At 39.6% G+C, this 26,574-nt stretch carries 13 protein-coding genes; 12 read left to right on the top strand and 1 reads right to left on the bottom strand.

The window, feature by feature from the left end; translation table 11 throughout:
• The first annotated feature begins 16 nt into the window (after positions 1–16).
• From grcA3 to FEZ08_RS06510, 8 genes are all read left to right on the top strand, one after another.
• Positions 17–256 carry an autonomous glycyl radical cofactor GrcA3 gene (gene grcA3, locus FEZ08_RS06545; RefSeq protein WP_138190922.1) on the top strand — a complete coding sequence of 80 codons (240 nt, stop codon included), beginning with the start codon at positions 17–19 and terminating at the stop codon, positions 254–256.
• Positions 257–332: 76 nt separating this feature from the next.
• Complete coding sequence (gene pflA, locus FEZ08_RS06540) at positions 333–1,100, top strand: pyruvate formate-lyase-activating protein (protein ID WP_138190921.1); 768 nt, start codon at positions 333–335, stop codon at positions 1,098–1,100.
• Positions 1,101–1,189: 89 nt separating this feature from the next.
• A complete protein-coding gene (locus tag FEZ08_RS06535) occupies positions 1,190–1,942 on the top strand; it encodes a DUF4261 domain-containing protein (protein ID WP_138190920.1) in 753 nt (250 codons plus the stop codon).
• Positions 1,943–2,371: 429 nt separating this feature from the next.
• Positions 2,372–2,878, top strand: a complete 507-nt coding sequence (locus FEZ08_RS06530; protein WP_138190919.1) for an NADH-quinone oxidoreductase subunit NuoE family protein — start codon at positions 2,372–2,374, stop codon at positions 2,876–2,878.
• A gap of 27 nt (positions 2,879–2,905) precedes the next feature.
• On the top strand, positions 2,906–4,774 hold the full coding sequence (locus tag FEZ08_RS06525) for an NADH-quinone oxidoreductase subunit NuoF (RefSeq protein WP_138190918.1): 1,869 nt from the start codon (positions 2,906–2,908) through the stop codon (positions 4,772–4,774).
• A gap of 14 nt (positions 4,775–4,788) precedes the next feature.
• Positions 4,789–6,528, top strand: a complete 1,740-nt coding sequence (locus FEZ08_RS06520; protein WP_199288046.1) for an NADH-dependent [FeFe] hydrogenase, group A6 — start codon at positions 4,789–4,791, stop codon at positions 6,526–6,528.
• A 166-nt stretch (positions 6,529–6,694) separates the two neighbouring features.
• Positions 6,695–10,240, top strand: coding sequence for a pyruvate:ferredoxin (flavodoxin) oxidoreductase (gene nifJ, locus FEZ08_RS06515; protein ID WP_138190916.1), 3,546 nt, complete (start codon positions 6,695–6,697; stop codon positions 10,238–10,240).
• Between the two features lie 104 nt (positions 10,241–10,344).
• Complete coding sequence (locus FEZ08_RS06510; protein ID WP_138190915.1) at positions 10,345–11,208, top strand: hypothetical protein; 864 nt, start codon at positions 10,345–10,347, stop codon at positions 11,206–11,208.
• Between the two features lie 99 nt (positions 11,209–11,307).
• On the opposite strand, the gene FEZ08_RS06505 is transcribed toward FEZ08_RS06510, so the two are convergent.
• The gene (locus FEZ08_RS06505; protein ID WP_138190914.1) at positions 11,308–11,478 is read right to left on the bottom strand and encodes a DUF362 domain-containing protein; all 171 of its coding nucleotides are present in this window, start codon (positions 11,476–11,478) and stop codon (positions 11,308–11,310) included.
• Between the two features lie 250 nt (positions 11,479–11,728).
• Between FEZ08_RS06505 and FEZ08_RS06500 the strand changes: the two genes are divergently transcribed.
• The 4 genes from FEZ08_RS06500 to FEZ08_RS06485 all read left to right on the top strand — a co-directional run bounded on the left by FEZ08_RS06500 (position 11,729) and on the right by FEZ08_RS06485 (position 26,427).
• Complete coding sequence (locus FEZ08_RS06500) at positions 11,729–22,441, top strand: LapB repeat-containing protein (protein WP_138190913.1); 10,713 nt, start codon at positions 11,729–11,731, stop codon at positions 22,439–22,441.
• A gap of 227 nt (positions 22,442–22,668) precedes the next feature.
• Positions 22,669–24,048, top strand: a complete 1,380-nt coding sequence (gene hydG / locus FEZ08_RS06495; protein ID WP_199288045.1) for a [FeFe] hydrogenase H-cluster radical SAM maturase HydG — start codon at positions 22,669–22,671, stop codon at positions 24,046–24,048.
• Positions 24,049–24,063: 15 nt separating this feature from the next.
• Complete coding sequence (hydF, locus tag FEZ08_RS06490) at positions 24,064–25,251, top strand: [FeFe] hydrogenase H-cluster maturation GTPase HydF (protein ID WP_138190911.1); 1,188 nt, start codon at positions 24,064–24,066, stop codon at positions 25,249–25,251.
• A 111-nt stretch (positions 25,252–25,362) separates the two neighbouring features.
• A complete protein-coding gene (locus tag FEZ08_RS06485) occupies positions 25,363–26,427 on the top strand; it encodes a membrane lipoprotein lipid attachment site-containing protein (protein ID WP_138190910.1) in 1,065 nt (354 codons plus the stop codon).
• Positions 26,428–26,574 lie beyond the last annotated feature (147 nt).

Below are 26,574 nucleotides of genomic sequence, written 5' to 3'. Positions count from 1 at the left end.
TTAGGAGGAATTGACAATGAAAAACAACCAACAAATTGATAACTTAGTAAATATGCTAGACGGATACATGGAAAATGGCGGTCATCACTTAAACGTCAATGTATTCAACCGTGAAACTTTATTGGATGCTCAGGCACATCCGGAAAATTACCCACAATTAACGGTGCGGGTTTCAGGATATGCAGTAAACTTCAATAAATTAACCAAAGAACAGCAAGATGATGTTATTGCGAGAACATTCCATGATAAAATGTAAATAAGCCTAAGAATTGCTGTCAGCAGCTCGCTGGCAGCTTTTCTTTCTTATTAAACTAAAAAGGAGTGTGGCAAGAATGATTGGTAATATTCATTCAATTGAAACCTTTGGTACCGTTGACGGGCCGGGAGTTCGTTTTGTAGTATTTATGCAAGGCTGCCCGCTTCGCTGTCAGTATTGCCATAACCCCGACACCTGGAAAACCGGTGTCGGTCAGAAGTGGACTACTGATGAATTGCTCGATGAATATGAAAAGTACAAAGTTTTTTTGCGCGGTGGCGGCATCACTATTACTGGCGGCGAACCATTATTGCAAATTGACTTTGTAACCGAACTCTTTAAAAAAGCTAGAGAGCGAGGTATCCATACTTGTATTGATACCTCGGGAGTTACATTTAGAATTAAAAGCGAAACCGGTATGGAGAAGTTCACTGAACTGATGCAGTATACGGATTTAGTTTTGCTGGATCTAAAACATATCGAGACAACTGCTCATAAAGAGTTGACCGGGGTGCCAAATGAGGCGATTTTGCGATTTGCCTTATGGTTGGATAAAATTGGCAAACCAGTTTGGATTCGCCATGTGGTTATTCCGGGAGTTACTTTAAATGATCGCTCATTATATCAGCTGGGATTGTTCATTGGCCGACTCAATAATGTTGAGGCTTTGGATGTCCTGCCTTATCATGTTATGGGCTTGTCTAAATGGAATGCCCTTGGCTGGGAGTATCCGCTTGAAGGCGTAGAGCCGGCAACCAAGGATGAGGCTGAGCGCGCGCGCAAAATTATCAAAAAAGGTATTCATGATCGTAAAGTGCGGATTGCAGAGTCCGCAGCAGAATGATTTTTTGGGGAAAAGTGAAGAGGCTGTCAGTTGAACTGACAGCCTCTTTTGGTTTATGGTATAGTAAGAATGCTAAGGAGTGAATTGCTATGGAAAATACATTTAGTAAATTAAATTTTGGGTTGTTAAAAGGAAGCAGTCTTGATTTGCTGGCGGTAGCTGAGTATCTAAGTGCAAAAGAATTGCCGGTAACTAAAGATAGCGTGAGCGATGGTGTATTGCTGGCTGAGTTTGAGGGGATGATGATTTCAGTAGCTTTGGTTGAGGCGCAAATTCCCGGCGATGAAGTCGAGCGGGCAATGCACGCGAGCTTACTGTGGCGGGACGCGGAGCAACCGCCGGTGTATCAGAGCCATGCACTGGTGTATACCAGCGGGGCGACGGCGTTGCAGGCGCAGACCATCAATAGTATGGTCTGCATGGCGCTGATAGCGACCAATGATGTTGCCGCGATTTATAACGGTGATGCGGTTTTGTTGATTGAGCCGGAGATTTATGCTGATATGGTTACTGCTGCTTTTCCCGATGATGAGCAGGAGGCACAATATCCGTTGATGCTTTGGGTTAATTTTGGTTTTATTCCTGATGATAGAGGGAACTCGGTAATTACTTTTGGATTGAAGCAGTTTGGATTGCGTGAAATCGAAATCTTATTTACCAGTTATGATAATGAAACGTTATTTAATTTTATCTATGATATTGTTAGTTATGTGGTTGATAATAATGTGCAGTTGCAAGATGGTGAGACGATTGGTTTTTCTGAGGAGCAGAAGTTGGCAATTACGGTCTCACCGGGTACTTTTATTGATGGTGAATCCATAAAAATTGAATTAGTGTTATGAGTTGCAGAAAGTTGAAAGCCACCGGTTTGCCGAACCGGTGGCTTTTTTATTTTCCCCCAAAAAGCGAAGAAAACCCATATAAATACTAGAAAATCTGAATCATTCCGATTAAGGAAATTGAGTGCGTTCAAAAAATGTAATTATTACAATTAGTTAAATAGTGAATAAATGCACCTTTAAGCCTTGTGGTTATTGGCCTTGAATCATAAAGCGAAAATAAATGCAAATAATATACTCATTTTTCTCGTTGAAAAGTATTGAATAGCCTTATTAATTGGGGTACAATTATGAGGAACGTATTAATTTGTGCAAACTAGGATTATATACTATATCATATATGAAAAAGTTGATGCAAATAATATGATAAATTTTCGAACAGTGATTTCACCGTCGCTGCAAGTTTGACAAAATAACAAAGGAGGAACAATCATGAGTTGTAATTGTTCACAAGGTTCTGAGAACAAAGAACTTTTCAATGAACTCGGTGAATTCATCAGTAGTTTACCAGAGCAAAACGAATCGTCATTAATTCAAGTTTTACACCGAGCTCAGCATATTTTTGGTTACTTACCAAGAGAAGTACAAACATATGTTGCACAAAAATTAAATATTCCGGTAGCGAGAGTGTACGGAGTGGTGAGTTTTTATTCATACTTTACAGATACGCCGCGTGGTGAGTATGTTGTTCAGGTATGTATGGGAACCGGATGTTTCGTAAAAGGATCTGGAAAGGTTTTAGAAGCATTTGAGAAATCATTGAATCTGAAGTCTGGCGAAACCAGCGATGATTTGAAGTTTACACTTTCTGGTGTTCGTTGTGTCGGAGCCTGTGGATTAGCACCTGTTGTTATCATTAATGAAAAAGTTTATGGTCATGTTCAATCAGAAGATGTTGAATCAATTATTGAGAATCATCTGGTAGAAACATTATCTTAAAGTCCAACATAGAGAGGAGAAAAATAAATGCGTATTCAATCAGTTGAAGAATTGCAAACTTTGCATCAGAATAATCAGCCGTTGCTTGCATTACGTCGTGCGGAAGCCTATGTCGGACAAGAGCGTATTATTATGGTTTGTGGTGGTACGGGTTGCCACTCGGCGCAAAGTAAAGAATTAAAAGAAGCATTAGCTGAAAAGATTAAAGAACATAATTTAGAGGCACTTGTTGATGTAAAAGCAACAGGATGTTTTGGGTTTTGTGCTGAGGGCCCAATTATCCGAGTTTTCCCGGATGATGTTTTTTATGTAAAAGTAACCCCTGAGGATGCAGAAGATATTATTGTTGAACATATGAAAGGCGGAAAGCCAGTAGAACGTTTGTTATTTACTGAACCGTCTATCAATGAAAAAGTACCAACTATGCATGATATTTCATTCTACAAAAAGCAATTACGTATTGCTTTGCGTAACTGCGGGATTATTGATCCTGAAGAAATCGATGAGTATATCGCTGCAGAAGGATACCTTGCATTAGCAAAAGTATTCGGTATGGAGCCAGAGGCAGTTACTAAATTGATGACTGATTCTGGACTTCGCGGTCGCGGTGGAGCCGGATTCCCAACCGGTATGAAATGGGAGGCTACTCGTCGTGCGGCGGGTGACCAAAAATATATTATTTGTAATGCTGATGAAGGGGATCCGGGTGCATTCATGGACCGCTCATTGCTTGAGGGAGATCCGCACAGTATTATCGAGGCAATGGCTATTGCGGGTTACGCAATTGGTGCTGATACCGGGTATGTGTATATCCGTGCTGAGTATCCATTGGCTATTGAACGTCTTGAGATTGCTATCAAGCAAGCCCGCGAGCGTGGGTTGCTTGGTGAGAACATTTTAGGCTCAGGATTCAACTTTGATGTTTTAATTAAATATGGTGCCGGAGCTTTCGTTTGTGGTGAAGAAACTGCGTTGATGCGTTCGATTGAAGGTATGCGTGGGGAGCCATTTAACAAAACTGTATTCCCTTCGGAACGCGGTTTATGGGGTAAACCTACATCTACAAACAATGTTGAAACTTTTGCGAACGTGCCAATTATTGTTAATAAAGGTGCTGACTGGTATAACTCTATCGGTACAGCAACTTCTAAGGGAACTAAAGTATTTGCCCTTGGTGGTAAAGTAAGTAATGTTGGTCTCGTTGAGGTACCAATGGGAACCACTCTTCGTGAATTAGTTTATGACATTGGTGGCGGAATTCCGAATGATCGTGCTTTAAAAGCAGTTCAAACCGGAGGTCCTTCAGGAGGATGTATTCCTACTGAATTCTTGGATACACCAATCGATTATGAGTCATTGCAATCAATCGGTTCAATGATGGGTTCAGGCGGGATGATTGTTCTTGATGAAGATGATTGTATGGTTAACATTGCAAAATTCTATCTTGAGTTTACTTGTGAAGAATCTTGTGGTAAATGTACACCATGTCGTATCGGAACAACACGTTTGCTTGAAATGTTAGAAAAAATTACTAGTGGTAAGGGAACACTTGAAGATCTTGATAAACTGCAAGAATTATCTGAAGTAGTTATTGATTCTTCATTGTGCGGATTAGGAAAAACAGCTCCTAACCCAATCGTTTCTACCATCAAATATTTCCGTGATGAGTATGAAGCACATATCGTTGATCAGACTTGTCCGGCACATGTATGTAAAGACTTACTTCAAATTGTTATTACCGATAAATGTATTGGATGTACTAAATGTTCACGTGTTTGTCCGGTTGATGCAATTGAAGGTAGTGTGAAGCAGTTACACGTTATTGATCAAGAAACTTGTATTAAGTGTGAGGCATGTATTAGTGCGTGTCCAGTTAATGCAATCATCATGCAGTAAGGAGGAAAAGTATAATGGTTAAATTAAAAATCAATGGTATCGAAGTAGAAGCACAAAATGGCGAAACAATCCTTGAAGCTTCTCGTCGCAGTGGATTTGATATTCCAACACTTTGCCACTTACAGTTGCATGATATGGATTATGAAAACCGTCCGGTGTCTTGTCGGATTTGTATGGTAGAAGTGGATGAAGGACGCGGTTCTCGCCTTGTGCCTTCTTGTGATACTTATGTAAAAGAGGGTATGGATATTAGTACTGATTCTCGTCGTGCCGTGAATTCTCGCCGCACAACTATGGAATTAATGCTTTCTAATCACCCGAAAGATTGTTTGTTCTGTGATCGTAGTACTAACTGTGATTTACAGACATTGGCACATGAATTAAATGTTCGCCGTGTTCGTTACGAAGGTAAACGCAGTAACTTTGGTATTGACGAAACAAGTCTTTCAATCGTTAAAAATTTAGATAAATGTATTTTATGCCGTCGCTGTGAGTCAATTTGCTCGAATGTACAAACAGTTGATATTTATTCAGCAGTTAACCGTGGATTTGATACAGTAATTGCGCCAGCATTTAATGCTCCATTACATGAAACAGAATGTACTTTCTGTGGTCAGTGTGTCAGCGTATGTCCTACAGCGGCATTAACTGAGATTAATAATGTTGATAAAGTATGGAATGCATTATATGACGAAGGTAAATATGTTGTTGTACAAACTGCACCAGCTGTACGGGTTGCAGTTGCTGAAGAGTTTGGTGCTGAACCTGGAACGGTTTCTACCGGTCAAATGGTTGCTGCTTTACGTCGTTTAGGATTCGACAGTGTGTTCGATACTAACTGGGGTGCTGACTTAACTATTATGGAAGAAGCTAATGAAGTATTGCAACGTTTGAATGGTAAAGGACGTTTACCAATCTTAACAAGTTGCTGCCCGGCATGGGTAAAATTCATTGAGCATAACTTCCCTGATATGCTTGATGTACCATCAACTTGTAAATCACCACATGAGATGTTTGGTTCAATGACTAAAACATACTTTGCTGAAAAAATGAACATCGATCCAAAAGATATTGTTGTTGTTTCAGTAATGCCATGTGTTGCCAAAAAATATGAGTCTGCTCGTCCTGAGTTAACTCATGAAGGTCATAGTGATGTAGACTATGTTATTACGACTCGTGAATTTGCTCGTATGGTAAAAGAAGCGGGAATTCACTATCTTGACCTTGCTGAAGAAGAGTTTGACAATCCACTCGGAGAATCAACTGGAGCGGCACAAATCTTCGGTGCTACTGGCGGGGTGCTTGAAGCAGCATTACGTACGGCAGCGGCTTGGTTAGGCGATGAAAGTGATGCAACTTTGGATTTCGAAGGTGTTCGTGGATTTGAAGGTGTAAAAGAAGCTAATATCAGTGTTGCTGGTCATGACTTAAAAGTTGCAGCCGCTCACGGATTAGGTAATGCGCGTCGTTTACTTGAAGCAGTACGTGAAGGTAGCACTCATTACGATGTTATCGAAATCATGGCTTGTCCTGGTGGATGTATTGCCGGTGGTGGACAACCATATCACCATGGTGATCGTGGAATTATTAAAAAACGTATGGAAGCGACTTATTCTATTGATAAATCGAAAAAAATCCGTCGTTCAAATGACAATCCAGATATTAAAAAGATTTATGAAGAATTCCTTGGTGAGCCAGGAAGTCATAAAGCACATGAATTATTACATACTCACTACGTTGATCGTGGTGAATAATAAGCCGCTTTTCCAAAGCTTGGGAAGGTGACCGACAAAACTAGTGGATACCAAGCGGTGCACACTATGTTTTGTTGCGTTTAGGACTATTTAAAATGAATTATCTTAAGAAGAGCATAAGATACTTTCAGACTAAATTGAAATACATTGAAGGAGGTAAAATTTTATGTCAAATAAAATTTTAAAAACAATCGATGGGAACACTGCTGCGGCATATATTGCATATGCATACACAGAAGTAGCTGCCATTTACCCAATTACCCCTTCATCAAATATGGCGGAAGCTACTGATGAATGGGCAACTAACGGAGTAAAAAATATTTTTGGACAAACAGTAAATGTTTCTGAATTACAATCGGAAGCAGGAGCTGCCGGAGCAATGCATGGTGTGCTTTCTACAGGTACACTTTCAACAACATTTACAGCATCTCAAGGGTTATTGTTAATGTTGCCAAACATGTATAAAATTGCTGGTGAGCGTTTACCTGGTGTGTTCCATGTTTCTGCGCGGGCAATTGCTTCACATGCATTAAACATTTTTGGAGATCATACTGATGTTATGGCTTCTCGTCCTACCGGGGTTCCATTATTGGCTACCGGATCAGTGCAAGAAGTAGCTGATATTGCGCCAGTTGCGCATCTAGCTTCAATTGAATCAAGTTTACCATTCTGCCATTTCTTTGATGGATTCCGTACATCACATGAGATTCAAAAAATTGAAGTTTTAGATTACGAAACATTAGGAAGTTTAGTAAATCAAGAAGCTTTACAAGATTTCCGTAACCGCGGATTAAATTCTGATCATCCTTATACTAAAGGTACAGCTCAAAACCCGGATGTATTCTTCCAAGCACGCGAAGCTATCAATTCTTATTATGATGAGTTACCAGGTATCGTTCAAAAATATATGGATGAATTAGCAAAACATACTGGCCGCAGCTATCATTTATTTGATTACTATGGTGCAGCAGATGCTACTGACGTAATTGTTGCAATGGGTTCAGTAACTGAAACTATTCAAGAAACAGTTGACTATTTAAATGCACAAGGTAAAAAAGTCGGTGTTGTTAAAGTTCATTTATACCGTCCTTTCTCAGTTGAACATTTCTTGGCAGCATTCCCTGCTACCGTAGAACGTATCAGCGTTATGGATCGTACTAAAGAACCAGGACAAAATGGTGAACCTTTATACTTAGATGTTGTTGAAGCGTTTAAAAATAGTGATAAAAAACCAGTTATTATTGGTGGTCGCTATGGTTTAGGATCGAAAGATACAACACCTTCACAAATTTTGGCAGTTTACCAAAACTTGGCAAGTAGTACGCCAAAAACATACTTTACATTAGGAATCAACGATGATGTAACTCATCTTTCATTACCTATTACAGAATCAATTGTAACTGAGCCAGCATCAACACGTCGTTGTAAATTCTGGGGTCTTGGTTCTGATGGTATGGTTGGTGCTAATAAACAAGCAATTAAAATCATTGGTGAACATACTGATATGTATAGCCAAGCATACTTCTCATATGACTCTAAAAAATCAGGTGGGATTACGGTATCGCATTTACGTTTTGGTAAAGAACCAATTCATTCTACATACTTAATTAGTGAGGCTGACTTTATCGGATGTAGTAATCAGTCATATGTTGATAAATATGATTTATTGGCAGGATTGAAAAAAGATGGAGCATTCTTATTGAATACTATCTGGACTGATGAAGAATTAGATAAACATTTACCAGCGTTCATGAAAGCATATATTGCTAAAAATAATATCCAATTCTATACAATCGACGCAACTTCAATTGCTCGTGAAGTAGGACTTGGCGGACGTATTAACATGGTTATGCAATCTGCATTCTTTAATTTAGCAGATATCATTCCAATGAGTGATGCAGTTAAATATTTAGAAGATGGAATTCGTAAAGCCTATGGTAAAAAAGGTGACGATATTGTTAACATGAATATCGAAGCTGTAAACCAAGGAATTAACGCATTACACAAAGTTGAAGTACCAGCAGCATGGGGTGAATTATCAGAAGAGCAAATCTTTGCTACTGATGCTAACGTTCCAGCATTCGTTAAAAACATTCTTGAACCAATCAATCGTCAAGAGGGTGATAATTTACCGGTAAGTAGCTTTGCTGATGTTGCTGATGGTTCGTTACCAAATGGTACTGCAGCATACGAAAAACGTGGTATTGCTATTGATTTACCAATTTGGAATAAAGATAATTGTATTCAATGTAACTTCTGTGCGTTCGTTTGTCCGCATGCAGCTATCCGTCCATTCTTATTAGATGGTGAAGAACAAAAAGAAGCACCGGCAGATATGGAAACATTAACTGCTATGGGTAAAGATATGGATAAATATGCATATCGTATTCAAGTTTCACCAATGGATTGTACTGGATGTAACAACTGTGCCGATATTTGTCCAGGTAAAAAAGGTGAGAAAGCATTAACAATGCAACCATTCGGTGAGCATGTTGAAACTGAGAAACCAAACTGGGATTTCGTAAGTGAAAAAGTATCAGAAAAAGCAGATGCGACCACAAATGCAAACGTAAAAGGAACACAATTCAAAAAACCTTTATTTGAGTTCTCAGGAGCTTGTGCAGGTTGTGGAGAAACTCCATATGTACGTTTAATTACACAAATGTTCGGAGACCGTATGGTAATTGCCAATGCAACCGGATGTTCATCAATTTATGGTGGTTCATACCCATCAACGCCATATACTACTAATGCAAAAGGCCGTGGACCGGCTTGGGCAAACTCATTGTTCGAAGATAATGCTGAGTTTGGTTACGGAATGCAGTTAGCATACTTACATAACCGTAAAGCATTACAAGGATTAATGGAACAAGCTATCGAGCTTGGAGTTGATGCTGAGCTTGCAACTGCATTTGCAGCATGGATTGAAGGCTATAATGATTCAGAAAAAACAGTTGAGTTATCAGCTGCGATAAAAGCATTATTACCAGCGACTTCAATGAATCCAGAAGCGCAAATATTGTTAAATCAAATTGATGCTAAGAAAGACTTCCTCGAAAAACAATCTGTTTGGATTTTCGGTGGTGACGGTTGGGCGTATGACATCGGATACGGTGGCGTTGACCATGTCTTAGCAAGTGGAGAAAATGTTAATATCTTAGTAATGGATACTGAAGTATACTCTAATACCGGAGGACAAGCTTCAAAATCAACGCCTACTGGCGCAATTGCTAAATTCGCTTCAGGTGGAAAACGTATTAAGAAAAAAGATCTTGGTTTAATTGCTATGACTTATGGTTATGTATATGTGGCACAAGTTGCTTTAGCAGACCGTAACCAATTAGTAAAAGCATTAAATGAAGCGGAGCAATATGACGGTCCATCATTAGTTATTGCATACTCACCATGTATTGCACATGGTATCAAAGGCGGAATGACTCGTACTCCTCATATCAGTGAAGAAGCATTGAAATCAGGATACTGGCATTTATACCGTTATAACCCAGAGTTGAAAGCGGAAGGAAAAGCATTCAGCCTTGATTCAAAAGAGCCAACTGAAAGTTTTGTTGGATTTATTGATCAACAAGTACGTTTCAATTCATTAAAACGTCAATTCCCTAAAGAAGCTGCAGAATTGTATGCACTTCTTGAGGAACAAGCAAAAGAAAAATATGAAACTTACAAACGTTTAGCTGAGACTCAAGTTCTTTAATAAATTTGAAATCAGGGCGCGCTCGTCGCGCCCTGATTTTTTCTTTCTCCCAAAAGATAAATTGTGATATAATATAATAGTTATTATGGAAAAGAGGGTTTATTATGGAACAAGTGAGAGTGAAGCCAATCATTATGCCGGCGATTATTGCAGCAGTTTTTTTATTGTTTGATAATCTTATTTCAATTTTTTATTCAGTGCAAATGATGATTTCGAATATTGATTATTTTGATTTTATTCCTTATTATGGAGTTTTTAATGGATTGCATATGATTCTTAATGTGCTAATTGTTATTTTACTGATTGTTGGACTTATTTTGATTTTGGCGAAACCGACTGCCGGACTGGGGATTCTGATTGCACCAGTAGTATTATCGGTGATTAATGCGTTTATTAACGGTGTTATGTTTATTGGCTTTGGCAGTTTTAATCTGGTTACTGTAATTGTTGGTATTCTTATTTCCGGATGTTTATTGATTGCGGTTATTGGTGGTTTGGCAACTCAACAAAAAGCTGTTGGCGCAGAACGTAAGATATTGAATGTTAAGTTCACGGTTATGAGTGTGAATATGATATTTATCGGTTTGATGGTTTCAAGAGTAAGTAATGCATTGGAGATGATATTTTCAGAGTATTCAGTAGATGGCGGTACTAATTATTCGGTTATTCTTGCAATCGGTCTTTTAGGGCTTGTTGTGTCAATCGGAGTTTTGGTTTTAGCATTTGTTTTCAATCAAAAGACAAAGATTGTAGCTGCTGTTTTTATGATTGTTTTTGGAGTAGTGGCATTGCTTGTTGGTTTTATGTTAATAGCAGTGACAGCAATGGACTTCGAATATCTACTTGAAAATCCTTTAGCCCTAACTGTTTATGCAGAATTACTCTTTAGCCCGATTATGATTATTATTATGGGTATTTATGGAACAACAATTAAAAGTGAGGCTGTGCCTTATCAAGTTAATTATTGATGAATGTTGAAAACCCGGAACGCTTAGCGTTTATGTAACTAAAAAAGCTATTGGCTGTTTATATGCCAATAGCTTCTTTAGGTAATAATTCTGATTTTATTATTGAGCGCTGATAGCGTCAACAGGACATGCATCTGTACATGCTGCACAGTCGATGCAAAGATCTGGATCAATGTTATATTGAGTGTCACCAGCTGAAATAGCGTCTGTTGGACATGTTGCTTCACAAGCTCCACAGCTGATACATTCTGCACTAATTACGTGAGCCATAGTAATTCCTCCTTGTTTTGATTCTACTCTCATATTATAACAAATTTAACTTTTCAGGACAATGCTTTCTTTTGTGAGTAAATCGGTATCCTGTTTTATAAATTGATGCTATTATTTATTTATAAGTATTCACTACTTCGGCAGAAATTGTGTGACGGTTATGGTTTTTGCTGTAAAAATTATTAGGAAGATATATTTAATGATATAATATTTGCTGATTGTTAAGTATATGAACGGGGGATTTATACTAATGAGATTAAAAAAGATTATGATGGTGGTGCTTTTAAGCATCATAAGTTTGACAACCGCAGTTGCAATTATTGATAGTAATGCGATTAGCGTTGCTGCAACACATGTTGATGGTGTCGGACCATTCACTAAAATAGCTTCTGGAGATTTGAATGCTATTGGTCTTAGAACCAATGGTACAGTTATGGTTTCCGGATATAATCAGTATGGGCAGTTAGGAACCGGAAATGTCACTCGGCAGAACAAGTTTGTTACGATTGATACATCTTTTATTCCGGATACAATTGTTGATGTGGTTTCTGGTGAACATACCAGTGCATTGATAACTGCTAATGGTGATTTATATATGACCGGTCGTAATGACTATTATCAACTTGGTAAGGGAAATACGACAACGCAGCGAACATTTACTAAAGTGTTTTCTAATGTTAAACAGGTTGCCTTAGGGGAAACCTGGACATTAATTTTGGATAATGACGGTAACCTTTGGGGTGTCGGTCGTAATAATAATGGGCAGCTTGGTGTAAGCAGCACTACTACAATTCAAACACCAGTAATTGTCGCATCCAATGTAAAGGATGTTCAGGCAGTTAATGGTGAATTTGGTCATGGGCAATCAAGTTCATACTATATTAGTACAACAGGACAATTATATTCAACTGGTGCTAATGGGTACCACCAGTTAGGTTTAAATAATGGTTCAACTGCAGATGTACGCGGATGGACTCTTGTTAGTGCTGTTCCAGCGGGAACGATTTCAAGTATGAATGCTAAAAAATCGGCATTTAGTTATGTATCAACGGATGGACATTTTTATTTTGTTGGTTATGATATTTGGGGTGAGTCAGGGCTAGGGAGTCAATCGACGACGGTTCGGCAATTGACGCAAAACCCATACGTTAGTAATGTTAAGCAAGTGTTTAGATCGACTACGGCATCATTCATCCAAATGAATGATGGCTCTTTATGGGCGGCAGGAACAAATGACGCTAACGATCTTGGTTTTAAATGTTCTGGAAACACTAATGAAACAAAATTCCAAAATGTTGCTGATCCGATTTGTTCATCGGGTTCGGTAACATATAAATCAACAAATATGACAAATGCTCGTGGAATGGCCGGGGGTTATTATGGAAACCTTGCGCTGAATGAGGATGGTTATTTGTATGGTGCAGGTGATCCGGCTTATGGTTTTATGGGTTCTGCTAGTGGTTATCAGAGAACTTTTTCGGCAATTGATCCGCAGCGAGTTATTGCTGATCCAACAATTGAGCTGAAAAATGTATTTGGTGATGAAACAACTGTCAATCCTTCAACAGTAACAGTAGGTCCTAAACAAGATGATGTAAGTGCTGGTGCTCCTGAGGTATCGGCAATATGGCGGATTATTGATGTGGATTCTGGTGCAATAGTTAAAAGTGGTGTGCAAAGTTTAAAAACAGGTGCTATCACTTTAGATGTTGCCAGTTATGAGTTGCCGGTAGGTACGTATAGATTTTATGTGCTTCGGGCGGCTACCGGTGTGCAAAGTGCTGCTGGTGAAAAAGTCTTTACGATTGAGGCTCCAGTTATTACTGCTGATTCAGAAGTTACCTATGAGCGTGGTATAATTAAAGATGAAGCTCAATTCTTGAGCGATATTCATGCTTCTACTGATGAGGGGAGCCCGATTACCAGTAATTTTATTTCTGCTGCGAATTTAAATGCAGTGGGAGATTATACGATTACATTAAATGCAACTAATCCTTCAGGAGTTCCAGCAGTGCCTAGAACGGTTACTGTTCATATAGTAGATACGACTGCGCCGGTAATTACTGCTGATGCGGAGATTACCTATGAGCGTGGGGTAATTAAAACCGAAACTGAGTTTTTGACTGATATACATGCAACATTAAATGAACCGGGGACAATAAGCAGCAACTTTGTTGCTCAGGTGAGTTTAAATGTCAGCGGGAATTATATAGTTACATTAACTGCTGTTGATACTGCAGGGAATGCAGCTGTTCCGGCAACGGTTATAGTTCATATAGAAGATACTACGCCACCAGTTTTGACCGCTGATACAGCAATTACTTACGAGCGTGGAATAGCAAAAACCGAGGCTGAGTTTTTGGCGGATATACAGGCAACATTGAATGAACCGGGAACGATTACCAGTGATTTTGTTTCACAGGTTAATATGAATACCACCGGAATTTATACAGTTACTGTTAATGGTGCCGATAGCGCCGGCAATCCGGCGACACCGGTTACCGTTCAGGTAACAGTGGAAGATACAATCGCTCCAATCATTACTGCAAATAAAGAAATTACTTTATCTCAGTTCTCACCAATATCCGAAAGCGACTTCTTTACTGCTATCAATGCAAGTACTGATGATGGTTCACCAATTACCAGTGATTTTGATAGTATTGTTGATTTCGATGTTGATGGAACGTACACTGTTACTTTACAAGCAGTTGATAGTTCTGGTAACGTCGCTACTCCAGTAACAGTGTCTGTGCATATTGTTAATACAACTACACCAATTATTAATGCAGATACTGAATATACCTATGAAAAAGGCAGTGTTGTGTCTGAGGGAGATTTCTTGACTAACATTAATGCCAGAACGAATGATGGTTCTATAGTTACTTCTAATTTTGCAGCTACTGTAAACTTAGATGTGGTTAATACTTACACGGTTCAACTTGATGCATCAAATGCAAATGGAGCTGCCGAGCCATTACTTGTAACGGTTCATGTTGTTGACACAACGCCACCAGTGTTAAGTGCTGATAGCACAATTACTTATGAGCGTGGAACGGCAAAAACCGAGGAGCAATTCCTTACTGAAGTGAATGCAACAATAAATGAGCCAGGAACGATTACTAGCGATTTTGCAACAAAAGTAAATATGAATGTTAGCGGTGTTTATACGGTAACTATTTTAGCTACCGATACAGCTGGTAATGCAGCTACGCCGGTAACTGTTACCGTGACAATTGAAGATACAACTAAACCAATAATTGATGCTCGGGGGATTTTTAGCTATGAACGGGGTACAACTCGTTCTGAAGCAGAATTCTTATCTGATATTAATGCAACATTAAATGAACCGGGAACAATTACCAGTGATTTTACAACGGTAGTAAATTTGGATGTTTCTGGCGTGTATACAGTTACCTTGAATGCTACTGACCTTGCCGGTAATACAGCGGATCCAGTTATAGTTACAGTGACTGTTGAGGATACTATTAAACCAATCATTACGGCAACAACACCATATACTTATGAGCGTGGTGTGGTGCGTACTGAAGCAGAATTCTTAGTAGATATTAGTGCGGAGATAAATGAACCTGGAACAATCACCAGTGATTTCGATACTATAGTTGACTTAGATGTTAGCGGCACATATACAGTTACCTTGAATGCTACTGACTTAGCAGGTAATCAAGCAGATCCATTTACTGTTGAAGTTATTGTTGAAGATACTATTGCCCCAGTTATTAATAATGATCCTTCATTTACTTATGAACGTGGTGTAACACGTACGGAAACTGAATTCTTATCTGATATTAATGCCAGTACTGATGATGGTTCACCGATAACTAGTGATTTTGCAACAGCAGTTAATTTGAATACTGTTGGCGAATATACTGTTATTTTAAATGCCAAAGATCTTGCTGGAAATGAAGCAACACCAGTATCGGTAATTGTTTATGTTGTCGATACAACTTCACCGGTACTTACTGCAGATGCAATGATTCAGTATACAAAAGGTGATATTGTTGATGAGGCAACTTTCTTAGCAAATGTTCATGCAGTACTCGATGAACCAGGAACAATCAGCAGTGACTTTGACAGTGCTGTTGATATGACAACAATAGGTGTTTACACAGTAACGATGAGTGGTCTTGATACAGCTGGCAATGCTTCAAATATTGTAACCGTTCAGGTTGTCGTTAAAGATGACAATACTGCTATTGATACTAATAATGATGAAATGATTGCTGCCTATCCGTTTACGGTAGAGGAATCTGAATTAACTAGCGCTGATTTTGTAGCTTTGGCTCAGGCAAAAGCGTGGAGTTTAGCGGACGGTAGTGATGTTGCGGTTACGATGAGTAGTCCCAAACCAACAACTTCAGGAACATTCAATATTACATATACAACTGCTAAAGGTACATCAATAACTATTGAGGTCGTTGTTACCGATAATGTGGCGCCAGTCATTACTGCTGATGCTGAAATTACTTATGAACGCGGAATCAGCAAAACCGAAGCAGAATTTTTGACTGATATCAATGCGACACTCAATGAACCTGGGACAATTACCAGTGATTTTGTGACGATTGTGCAATTAAATGTTGCAGGAGACTATACGGTAACGTTAAATGCTACCGATACTGAAAACAATCCGGCAGCACCAGTGTTTGTTACTGTTCATGTTATGGATACGATTAATCCTATTTTAACTGCAGATGCAACAATTACTTATACAAAAGGAACCGTGCAAACTGAAGCAGAATTTTTAAGTGCAGTTTCTGCCAGTTTAAATGAACCGGGAACAATTACCAGTGATTTTGATAGTGTTGCTGATTTAGGAACATCTGGCGTTTATGCAGTTACAATTAATGGACAGGATACGGTTGGTAATGTGGCGAATCCAGTGCGAGTAGTTGTAGTTGTTACTGATGGTGAAAATACGATTATCGATAATGGGAATAATGAATTAATTAAGGCTTATCCATTTACAATTAATCTTTCTAATGTAGCGGGTGCCGATTTTATTCACTTGGCACAAGTGAAGGCTTGGAATCTTAGTGATGGCAGCATTGTTTCTGCAACTATGGTTGGCACTAAACCAACTGCAGGAGGTGTATTCCCAGTAACTTTCGAGACTGTTAAAGGGACATCAATAGCGGTTGATGTAACCGTTATTGATGATGTTTCTCCAACAATGACTGCTGATGAAGAAATCAGATATGAGCTTGGTACGGTTCGCAGCGAAACTGAATTTTTGGCGGATATACATGCTGCTTTGGATGAACCGGGCACAATGACCAGTGATTTTGCAACTGCAGCTGATTTAGATACTGTTGGTGTTTATTTTGTCTCAGTATACGGTTACGATACTGCCAATAACGCTTCTAATATTGTGAGTGTTCGGGTTATCGTTACGGATGGTCAGAATACGCATATTAATAATGGTGAAATGATTAGTGCTTATCCGTTTACGATGAATCTGTCTGAAGTGGCAACAGCTGACTATGTAGCTTTAGCGAATGCTAAAGCGTGGAATTTGGCAAGCGGTAATGAAATCGCAGTCAATATTCTTACTAAGCCAATAACAGCCGGAGATCACGTATTGACATATACAACTGATTTAGGAACAATTATTTCAGTTGATGTTACCGTGTTGGATGATGTAGCGCCAATTTTAACTGCTGATAGTCCAATTACTTATGAGCGAGGTATTACCAAAACTGCAGCTGAGTTCTTAACTGATGTTAATGCGATGTTAGATGAAGAAGGTACGATTACCAGCGATTTTGATTCAGTAGTAAACCTAGATGTGAGTGGTACTTATAACGTAACCATTTCTGGGCAGGATACTGCTGGTAATGCTTCAAATACAGTAACAGTAAGTGTGATTGTTGAAGATACTACTGCACCAGTATTAACTGCGAATAGTCCAGTAATCTATGAACGGGGAACAACAAAAACTGAAGCGGAATTCTTTACTGATGTGAGTGCGACATTAAATGAGCCGGGTACAATCAGTAGTAACTTTGCTGCTGTTGTTCAGTTAGATACTGCCGGTGTTTACAATGTGAACATTAGCGGCCAAGATACTGCTGGAAATGTTTCAAATACAGTGACGGTTCGGGTTATTGTCACTGATGATGAAAATACCGTTATTGATAACACAAACAACGAAATGATTTCGGCTTATCCGTTTACGGTGAATGAGTCGCAGCTGGCAGCAACAGATTTTGTTGCGGCAGCAAATGCGAAAGCTTGGAATTTAACTGATGGTAATACAGTTCCGGTTAGTTTAGTTGGTACTAAGCCAACCACGTCTGGAGTGCATGCAGTTACTTTTACAACTGCTAAAGGCACGGAGATTACTGTTGATGTAACAGTCATCGATGATGTGGCACCGATTTTAACAGCCACTAATGTAATCAGTTATGAAGTTGGCACTGCCAAAACTGGAACAGAGTTCCTGAATGATATAAGTGCCATATTAAATGAGCCGGGCACAATCAGTAGTGATTTTGAAACAGTTGTAAACTTAGATACCATTGGTGTATATTTTGTGATGGTTAGCGGCCAAGATACTGCCGGTAACGCTTCAAATACAGTCAAAGTCCGAGTGACCATCACTGATAGTTCAAATACTATTATTGATGAAACCAATGGTGAGATGATTGCTGCTTATCCATTTACTATTAACTTGTCGCAAGTTGCAGCAGCTGATTTTGTTAATTTAGCACAGGCTAGAGGCTGGAGTTTAGTTGATGGTTCAGATGTGGCGGTGAACATGACTAATGCGAAACCGACAGTCGGCGGCACTTATCCGGTGATATTTGCTACTTCAAAAGGAACAACGATTACTGTTGATATCACAGTAGTTGATGATGTGGCACCAATTATTACCGCAAGCAGTGCGATTACTTATGAACGCGGCAGCAATAAACTTGAGGCACAATTCTTGGTTGATGTGGCGGCGACTTTAAATGAGCCGGGTACGATTACCAGTGATTTTGCGACCGTGGTCAATATGGATGTTAGCGGTACATACACAGTTACTTTGAATGCGACAGATACGGCTGGTAATGCAGCTACTCCGGTGACGGTGACGGTAACGATTGTGGATACCGGAGCACCAACTTTGAGCGCTGATGAGCGTGTGACCTATACTTTGGGCACAGCTAAAACAGAAGCGCAGTTCTTAGCAGATGTGCATGCAGCTCTTGATGAACCGGGAACAATCAGTAGTGATTTTGCGACAGTTGTTGACCTGAATACGGCTGGTGTTTACAATGTTACCCTAAATGGTGTTGATAATGACAATAATGCATCTAACAGTGTTGTCGTGCGAGTATTAGTTACTGATGATGAGAATACCGTTATTGACAATACTAATGATGAAATGATTCGTGCGTATCCATTTACTATTCACTTATCACAAGTTGCGGCAGCAGATTTTGTAGCGCTTGCCGATGCTAAGGCTTGGGATTTGGAAAGTGGTTCAATAGTTCCGGTTTCGATGTCAGGAAATAAGCCGGCAATCGGTGGCGTGTTTGTGGTAACGTTTGAAACTGCAAAAGGGACATCAATAACAGTCAATGTGACGGTTATTGATGATGTAGCGCCAATTTTAACAGCTGATTCGGTAATGAGTTATGAGGTCAATACAACTAAAACCGAAGCGGAATTCTTGAGTGATATTCATGCGGCGTTGAATGAGCCAGGAACAATTACCAGTGATTTTGATCCAGCAGATTTAAATACAGTTGGTATTTACTTTGTGACAGTAAGCGGTAGTGATACTGCCGGCAATCATGCAAATGATATTATTGTCCGGGTGAATGTGACTGATAGTGAAAATACAGTTATTGATGAAGCGAATGCGGAAATGATTGCTGCTTATCCATTTACCATCAATCTTTCAGATGTAGCCGCAGCGGACTTCGTTACTTTAGCGAATGCCAGAGGCTGGAGCTTAGTTGATGGCAGTGATGTTGCGGTGCGTTTAACAAGTACCAAACCGACAACAGGTGGTACGTATCCAATGACATTTGCGACAACAAAAGGAACGGCAATTACTATTGATGTAACGGTAGTTGATAATGTACCACCGGTACTGACTGCAGATGTAAGCTTTGAATATGAGTTAGGTACGTCTCAAGCAGATACCGGATTCCTGAGTGATGTGAATGCGACCTTGGATGAGCCAGGAACAATTAGCAGTAACTTTGAAACAGTGGTTAATTTAAATGTTGTTGGCGTGTACTTTGTTGATATTAGCGGTCAAGATAGTGCCGGAAATGCTTCGAATGTTGTGAGCGTCCGGGTTGCGGTTCTTGATGGCAGCAATACGATTATTAATCCAACCAATGAAGAGCTGATTGCCGCTTATCCGTTTAGTATTCATTTATCAGCAGTTGCGAGTGCAAACTTTGTTGATTTAGCGAGTGCACAAGCGTGGAGTTTAGCTGATGGCAGTGATGTTGCAGTTACCATGACAAGTGCAAAACCAACAGTTGGCGGCGTGCACACGGTGACATTTGCGACAACAAAAGGAACATCAATTAGTGTTCCAGTAACGGTCGTTGATGATGTGCCACCGGTATTGACAGCCGACGCACGGATTATCTATGCAAAAGCAACCGTTAAAGATGAAGCAGGTTTCTTAGTAGATGTCAATGCGGTCTTAAATGAGTCGGGAACAATCAGTAGTGATTTCGCGAGTGTTGTCGATATGAATACTGCCGGTGTTTATGTGGTGACACTAAGCGGTCAGGATACGGTCGGAAATGCTTCAAATCAAGTGAGTGTCCGGGTTGTTGTTACTGATGGTGATAATACTAAAATTGATCCAAGTTATGATGAAATGATTCGTGCTTATCCATTCACAGTTAATCTTTCTGATGTAGCAGCGGCTGATTTCGTGACCCTGGCACAGGCTAGAGGCTGGAGTTTAGTTGATGGCTCGAATGTGGCGGTGAGTATGACGAGTACGAAACCGACAGCCGGCGGTACATATCCGGTGACATTTGCTACTTCACAAGGAACATCAATTACTGTTAATGTGACGGTTGTTGATGATGTAGCGCCGACATTAACTGCGGATAGTTCGATTGCTTATGAAAAAGGGACAGTGGTAAGTGAAGCTCAATTCTTAGCTGATATTCATGCGGTATTAGATGAGCCGGGAACGATTAGCAGTAATATTGCGACTGTGGTTGATTTCAATGCTGTTGGCGTATATACCGTTACTCTTAGCGGTGCTGATACTGCTGGTAATGCTTCGAATGTTGTTACTGCGCAAGTGGTTATTACCGATAGTGATAATACGGTTGTTGATAATAACAATAACGAAATGATTGCCGCATATCCATTTATTATTAATTTGAGTGATGTTGAAACTGCTGATTTCGTAGCCTTGGCACAGGCGCAGGCATGGAATTTGGCCGATGGCAGCAATGTTGCGGTGACTATGACGAGCAGCAAGCCGACGAGCGGAGGAAGCTATGATGTCACTTTTGCGAGCGCAAAAGGAACATCAATCACCGTTCGCATTACCGTGGATGATGATATTCCGCCGGTAATCAGTGCTGATAGTGAATATACTTACGAGCGGACTGCAACAATTACTGAGGCGCAATTCTTAACAGATATCAATGCGACTACTGATGATGGCAGTGGCGTAACCAGTGATTTCGCAAGTGTTGTTGATTTAAATGTGGTTGGCGACTATATCGTTACTTTACAAGCAATGGATATATCTGGTAACCAGGCAACACCAGTGACTGTTACCGTACATGTTATTGATACAACAAAACCAGTGATTACTGCCGATGCTTCAATTATTTATGTACGCGGTGATATGAAAGATGAAGCTGAGTTCTTAACTGATATTCATGCACAATTGAATGAGCCGGGCACAATTACCAGTGATTTCGACACAGCTGTAGATATGAATCTTAGCGGTACATATACGGTTATCTTGAATGCAACTGATACTGCCGGTAATGTGGCGGATCCATTCACTGTTACAGTACGAGTACAAGATGATGTGCCACCAGTCATTACCGTTGATCCGCAAATTGAGTATCCACTGAATACAGTGAAAACTGATGCTGAATTCTTAGCAGATGTGAACGCGGTACTCGATGAGCCGGGCACAATAACCAGCGACTTTGAAACGGTTGTTGATAGCAGTGTTGCCGGTGTGTATGATGTGACGGTGAATGCGGAAGATGCTGATGGCAACCAAGCAAACCCAGTACATGTTTTGGTATTAATTACCGACGCACCAAATACGGTGATTGATACAGCTAATCAAGAATTTGTAAAAGCTTATCCGTTTACAATTAATCTTGGCGATGTGACTAGCAGTAATTTCGTTACTTTAGCAAATGCACAGGCGTGGGATTTAAATACCGGTCAGCCGATTACAATTACGTTAGCGAGTCCGAAACCAACCGGAGCCGGAACGCATAGTGTTACTTTTGCGACCAGCAAAGGCACGCAGATTACGGTTGAAGTGACAGTACAGGCAGCTGATGTATTCATTACCTTAGATACAACTGCAGTACAATATCTGGTAAATGTAATTCCAACTGACCAAGAATTAATTGATGCTTATGGAGTGAATGTTGAACTGGTTTATCCAAACCAACGGAATGCACGGGCATTACCGGTCAATGTAGTAGTAAGCATCGATCGCAGCAATATTGATTACACAAGAGTTGGAACCTATACAATTACCTTTACCGCAACTGATATACTATCTGGAAATAGTGCGAGTACAGATGGTGAATATATTGTCTACGCTAATCCGGAACCACCGGTTGATACAACAGACAATAACAGTACTGATAATAACTCAGGCTTACCAAGCACCGGGCAAAACTTAATTGAAGTTACCGGAATTGGCGCTGGATTGGTTATTATTGGTGGTATCATAGTTGGCGTTAAACGTCGTCGAAGAAAATAATGAAAAGGCTTGGCCGCATTCGGCCAAGCCTTTTTTCCTTTTTAAATAAATAAATTTGTAACAAATAAATTTTTACCAATGACGAGAAAGCTTGTAACATCGGGCTTTTTCAGGTGTTTATTTACAATTGCGCAATATTGAGATATGTCGAGGTTTGCGTTATAATAGTACTATTATGGATTAATTACAGCTTAGTTAATTCAAGTAGTAGAATGAAGGTGCTTATTTTGAAATCATTTATCGATCATGACATTATTAGTGAGGCATTGGCAGCGCAAAAAGCTGATGATGCAACGTTAGCAGCAATATTAGCGAAGGCAGAAAAAAGTGAGCCGCTTTCGCAAACGGAAGTTGCACAGTTGTTGTTAGTTGAAGATGCCGGACATATTGCGGAGATGAATCGTATTGCGGGGGAAATTAAAGATCGAATTTACGGACGGCGGGTTGTTATGTTTGCACCGTTATATGTAAGCGATTATTGTGTTAATAATTGTTCTTATTGCGGCTATAGCCATAAAAACCAGTTTAATCGTCGTCGTTTATCAATGGATGAGATTAAACGTGAAGTAGAAATTTTAGAGTCTATGGGACATAAACGTCTGGCACTTGAAGCTGGGGAAGACCCGGTTAATTGTGATATTGATTATATTACTGATGCGATGGAAGCTATTTATTCAGTACAAAAAGGTAATGGCAGTATTCGCCGAATCAATGTTAATATTGCAGCGACGACAGTAGAAAATTATAAAAAACTTGAATCTAAAGGAATCGGAACATATATTTTATTCCAAGAAACTTATGATGATACTGCTTACCTTGAACATCATCAAGGCGGACCAAAACGCAATTATTTATATCATTTAACTGCTTTTGACCGCGCTATGGAAGCTGGTATAGAAGATGTTGGCGGCGGAGTTCTATTTGGTCTTGCTGATTATCGTTCAGAGGTGTTAGCTTTGTTACAGCATAATGCTCATCTTGAAGAAGTATATGGTGTTGGGTTCCATACAGTTTCGGTACCGCGCTTGAAAAAAGCACTAGGTATGGATCTTGCACAATACCCGCACATCGTTACTGATGAACAATTTAAACGTATTGTGACTGTTCTGCGCTTGGCATTGCCATATGTTGGTATTATTTTATCAACTCGCGAGACACCAGAAATTCGTGACGAGTTATTACGTTGCGGTATTTCTCAGCTTTCTGCTGGAAGTGTAACCGGTGTTGGTGGCTATGAGGAGCGTGAAAACGGTGAAGATATCAGTCAATTCTCGGTTGATGATGAACGCTCACCAATAGAAATCATTAAGAGTTTGGTAGATAGTGGCTATATTCCAAGTTACTGTACTGCCTGCTACCGTTCGGGCCGGACTGGTGATCGCTTTATGCAATTAGCAAAATCCGGAAAAATCGGTTATGTTTGCGAACCAAATGCACTGATGACATTGCTTGAGTATATTCAGGACTACGGTGATGATGAACTTAAAGCAAAAGGCTATAAATTTATTGATGAACACGCAAAAACAATCGATAACCCGAAAGTACGGGAAATGACTTTATCACGTATTGAGCGTCTTAAAAATGGTGAACGCGACCTATACGTATAAGAAGGAAGCAACAATATGCAAAAAACACCACTATCAAATCGCCTGCACATCGCCCTGATTGGACCGATGAACGCTGGCAAATCATCACTGATGAATGCATTGTCAGGCCAAGACCTGGCAATCGTTTCTGAGGTTGCCGGAACGACAACTGATCCGATTGTCAAAGCAGTCGAAATCATCGGTTTAGGGCCGGTAGCTTTTATAGATACTGCCGGGCTGAATGACAAAAGCGAGCTTGGCGCAGCCCGAGTGAAGAAAACTAAACAAATGCTGAAGCGTGCCAATGCGGTATGCTTAGTTTTTGATGCCAGCAATTTTAACGAAGCAGAGATTGCTGAAGTAACGGCTACGAGCCCGGTAAGTGATGCTCAGACGATACTTATTTTTAACAAAATTGACAAGTTGAGTGCTGAGGAGCGCTCAGCACTCAACCAAAAGTTTCCCGATGCTTTACTAATTAGTGCAGAACAAAATTTTGGTACTGATATGGTTCGTGACGCTTTAATTCAGTGTTTGCAGGATATTCAAGAAGAACATTTGATTGGTGATTTGTTGCCACCGGGCAGCATAATTATTTTGGTGACGCCGATTGACAGCGAGGCGCCTAAAGGTCGCTTGATTTTGCCGCAAGTACAAGTGTTGCGTGATTGCCTTGATTATGGGCATCTGACGACAGTGGTGCAGGTAGACGAGCTGGCAAAGGCGATTGAAGTGATGCAACCAGATATTGTAATTACTGATTCGCAAGCTTTCAAAGAAGTTGCAACAATTGTGCCTGACGATATTTTCCTGACTTCATTTTCAATTTTGTTTGCGCGACAAAAGGGTGATTTACAATATTTCGTCAATAGTCTGCAAGATTTGGATACTTTAACAAATCCGCGGGTTGCCATCATTGAGTCTTGTTCACATAACTTTACTCACGAAGATATCGGCCGCTTTAAAATCCCAAACTTTTTGAAGAAAAAGTTTGGTGAGAATATAAGCATTGATTTTTATATGGGCAATGATTTTGTTGAACGGATGGATGACTACGATCTGCTGATTCATTGCGGTGGTTGTATGACCAATCGCCAAACCATTCAAAGCCGGGTTGAAACTGCGCGTGAGTATGAAACGCCAATGATTAATTATGGCATGTTTCTTGCGTATGCAACCGGAACTTTGGACCGGGCACTGTTATTTTTTGAGGATAAAATTTAGAAAAAGCTACCGGCTTAAGCCGGTAGCTTTTTTAGTTGATTTTTTTGTGGAAATCGCAATGAATATGGGGTACTATTAAGTTAAGAAGAATTTGTGAAAAGAGGAAAGAATATGAAACGATTGTTTTTGGGTGCAATTGTTGCGGTGCTGGTGCTGACTGGATGTTCACAGCCGCAAGAGCCGGTGAGTGAAACGACCGCTAATAATACCGGATCTGAGTTGGATGACGCTTCAATTTTGTTTGAGCGCGTGGCCGGCAGCAGTTATGTAGATAATGATTTTTTTATTACTAACTGGGATTACGATAACAATATTAGTTCGTTGCTCGGTATTCATGAGACAACTTATGATGAAATTGATAATGTTAAAAATGGCGATTATATTAATAGTGAATCTAATGGTTATGTATATAAGTTTGACCGTGATGAACTCAATAACAGATTAGAGCTTGGGTTAGGAAATTTTACTCAACGAATTGATGCTGATGTGATTGGAAATTTGTTAGTAATTGACAAGGATGCTGAAAGTTTTAGTATTGAATTGAAGGACTATAATAATTCGCCATATATATTAATTGCTGGTGGTAGTTTGAATGCAACCATTAAGCAAGGAGACTATTATTATATGCTTGTAATGCAACACCGTAACACGGTGGATGCATATACACCGCTAGTTCTTTATCGATATTCAATTTCTGCTAAAAAGATTGATGAAATTGGTAAAGTAGGTGATATTCCTGGACGCGGATTTCCAGCGCCAATTATAACACTTTTCAAAGATGATAAGGATGTTTATGTGAGATTATTTAAGGATATTTACAAAGTTGCTGATTCTATAGATCCTATTGGTGTTAGTTTTCAAGATAAAACTGCAGTTGTAAGTAATATTGAGTTTTATAATAATAATTATTATGCAGTTGTAATTGAAGATATGATTTATAAGATTGTAACGTGGGATAAGGAATGGAATCGACTAGAAACTACCGAGATAAATAATCGTGAAAATAATGATTATGCAGATTATGCAGACATATATCAAATACGAATAGAAGGAAAGCAAGTGAAAATGCTTGGTACGATTTTAGCAGATGGTGGTGCAAGTGGTCAAGAATACCGCTTCTACACATATGATATCAACAGCAAAGCAGTGAAGCATACCCAAACTATCTCACAATAACAGAGCATGGGAATAGGTATGCATAAATAGCCGTGATATAATATAGACACGGTAAAGGGATGACTAATTATGGTCAGCCCCACGAAACTTGGACAAATTTCACAATATCGAAAGGAAGAAAATTTATGTCCCAAAACAAGTATACAA

Source organism: Culicoidibacter larvae (genome assembly GCF_005771635.1).
Lineage (GTDB): Bacteria > Bacillota_I > Bacilli_A > Culicoidibacterales > Culicoidibacteraceae > Culicoidibacter > Culicoidibacter larvae.
This window is presented reverse-complemented; position numbering and strand designations above follow the sequence as displayed.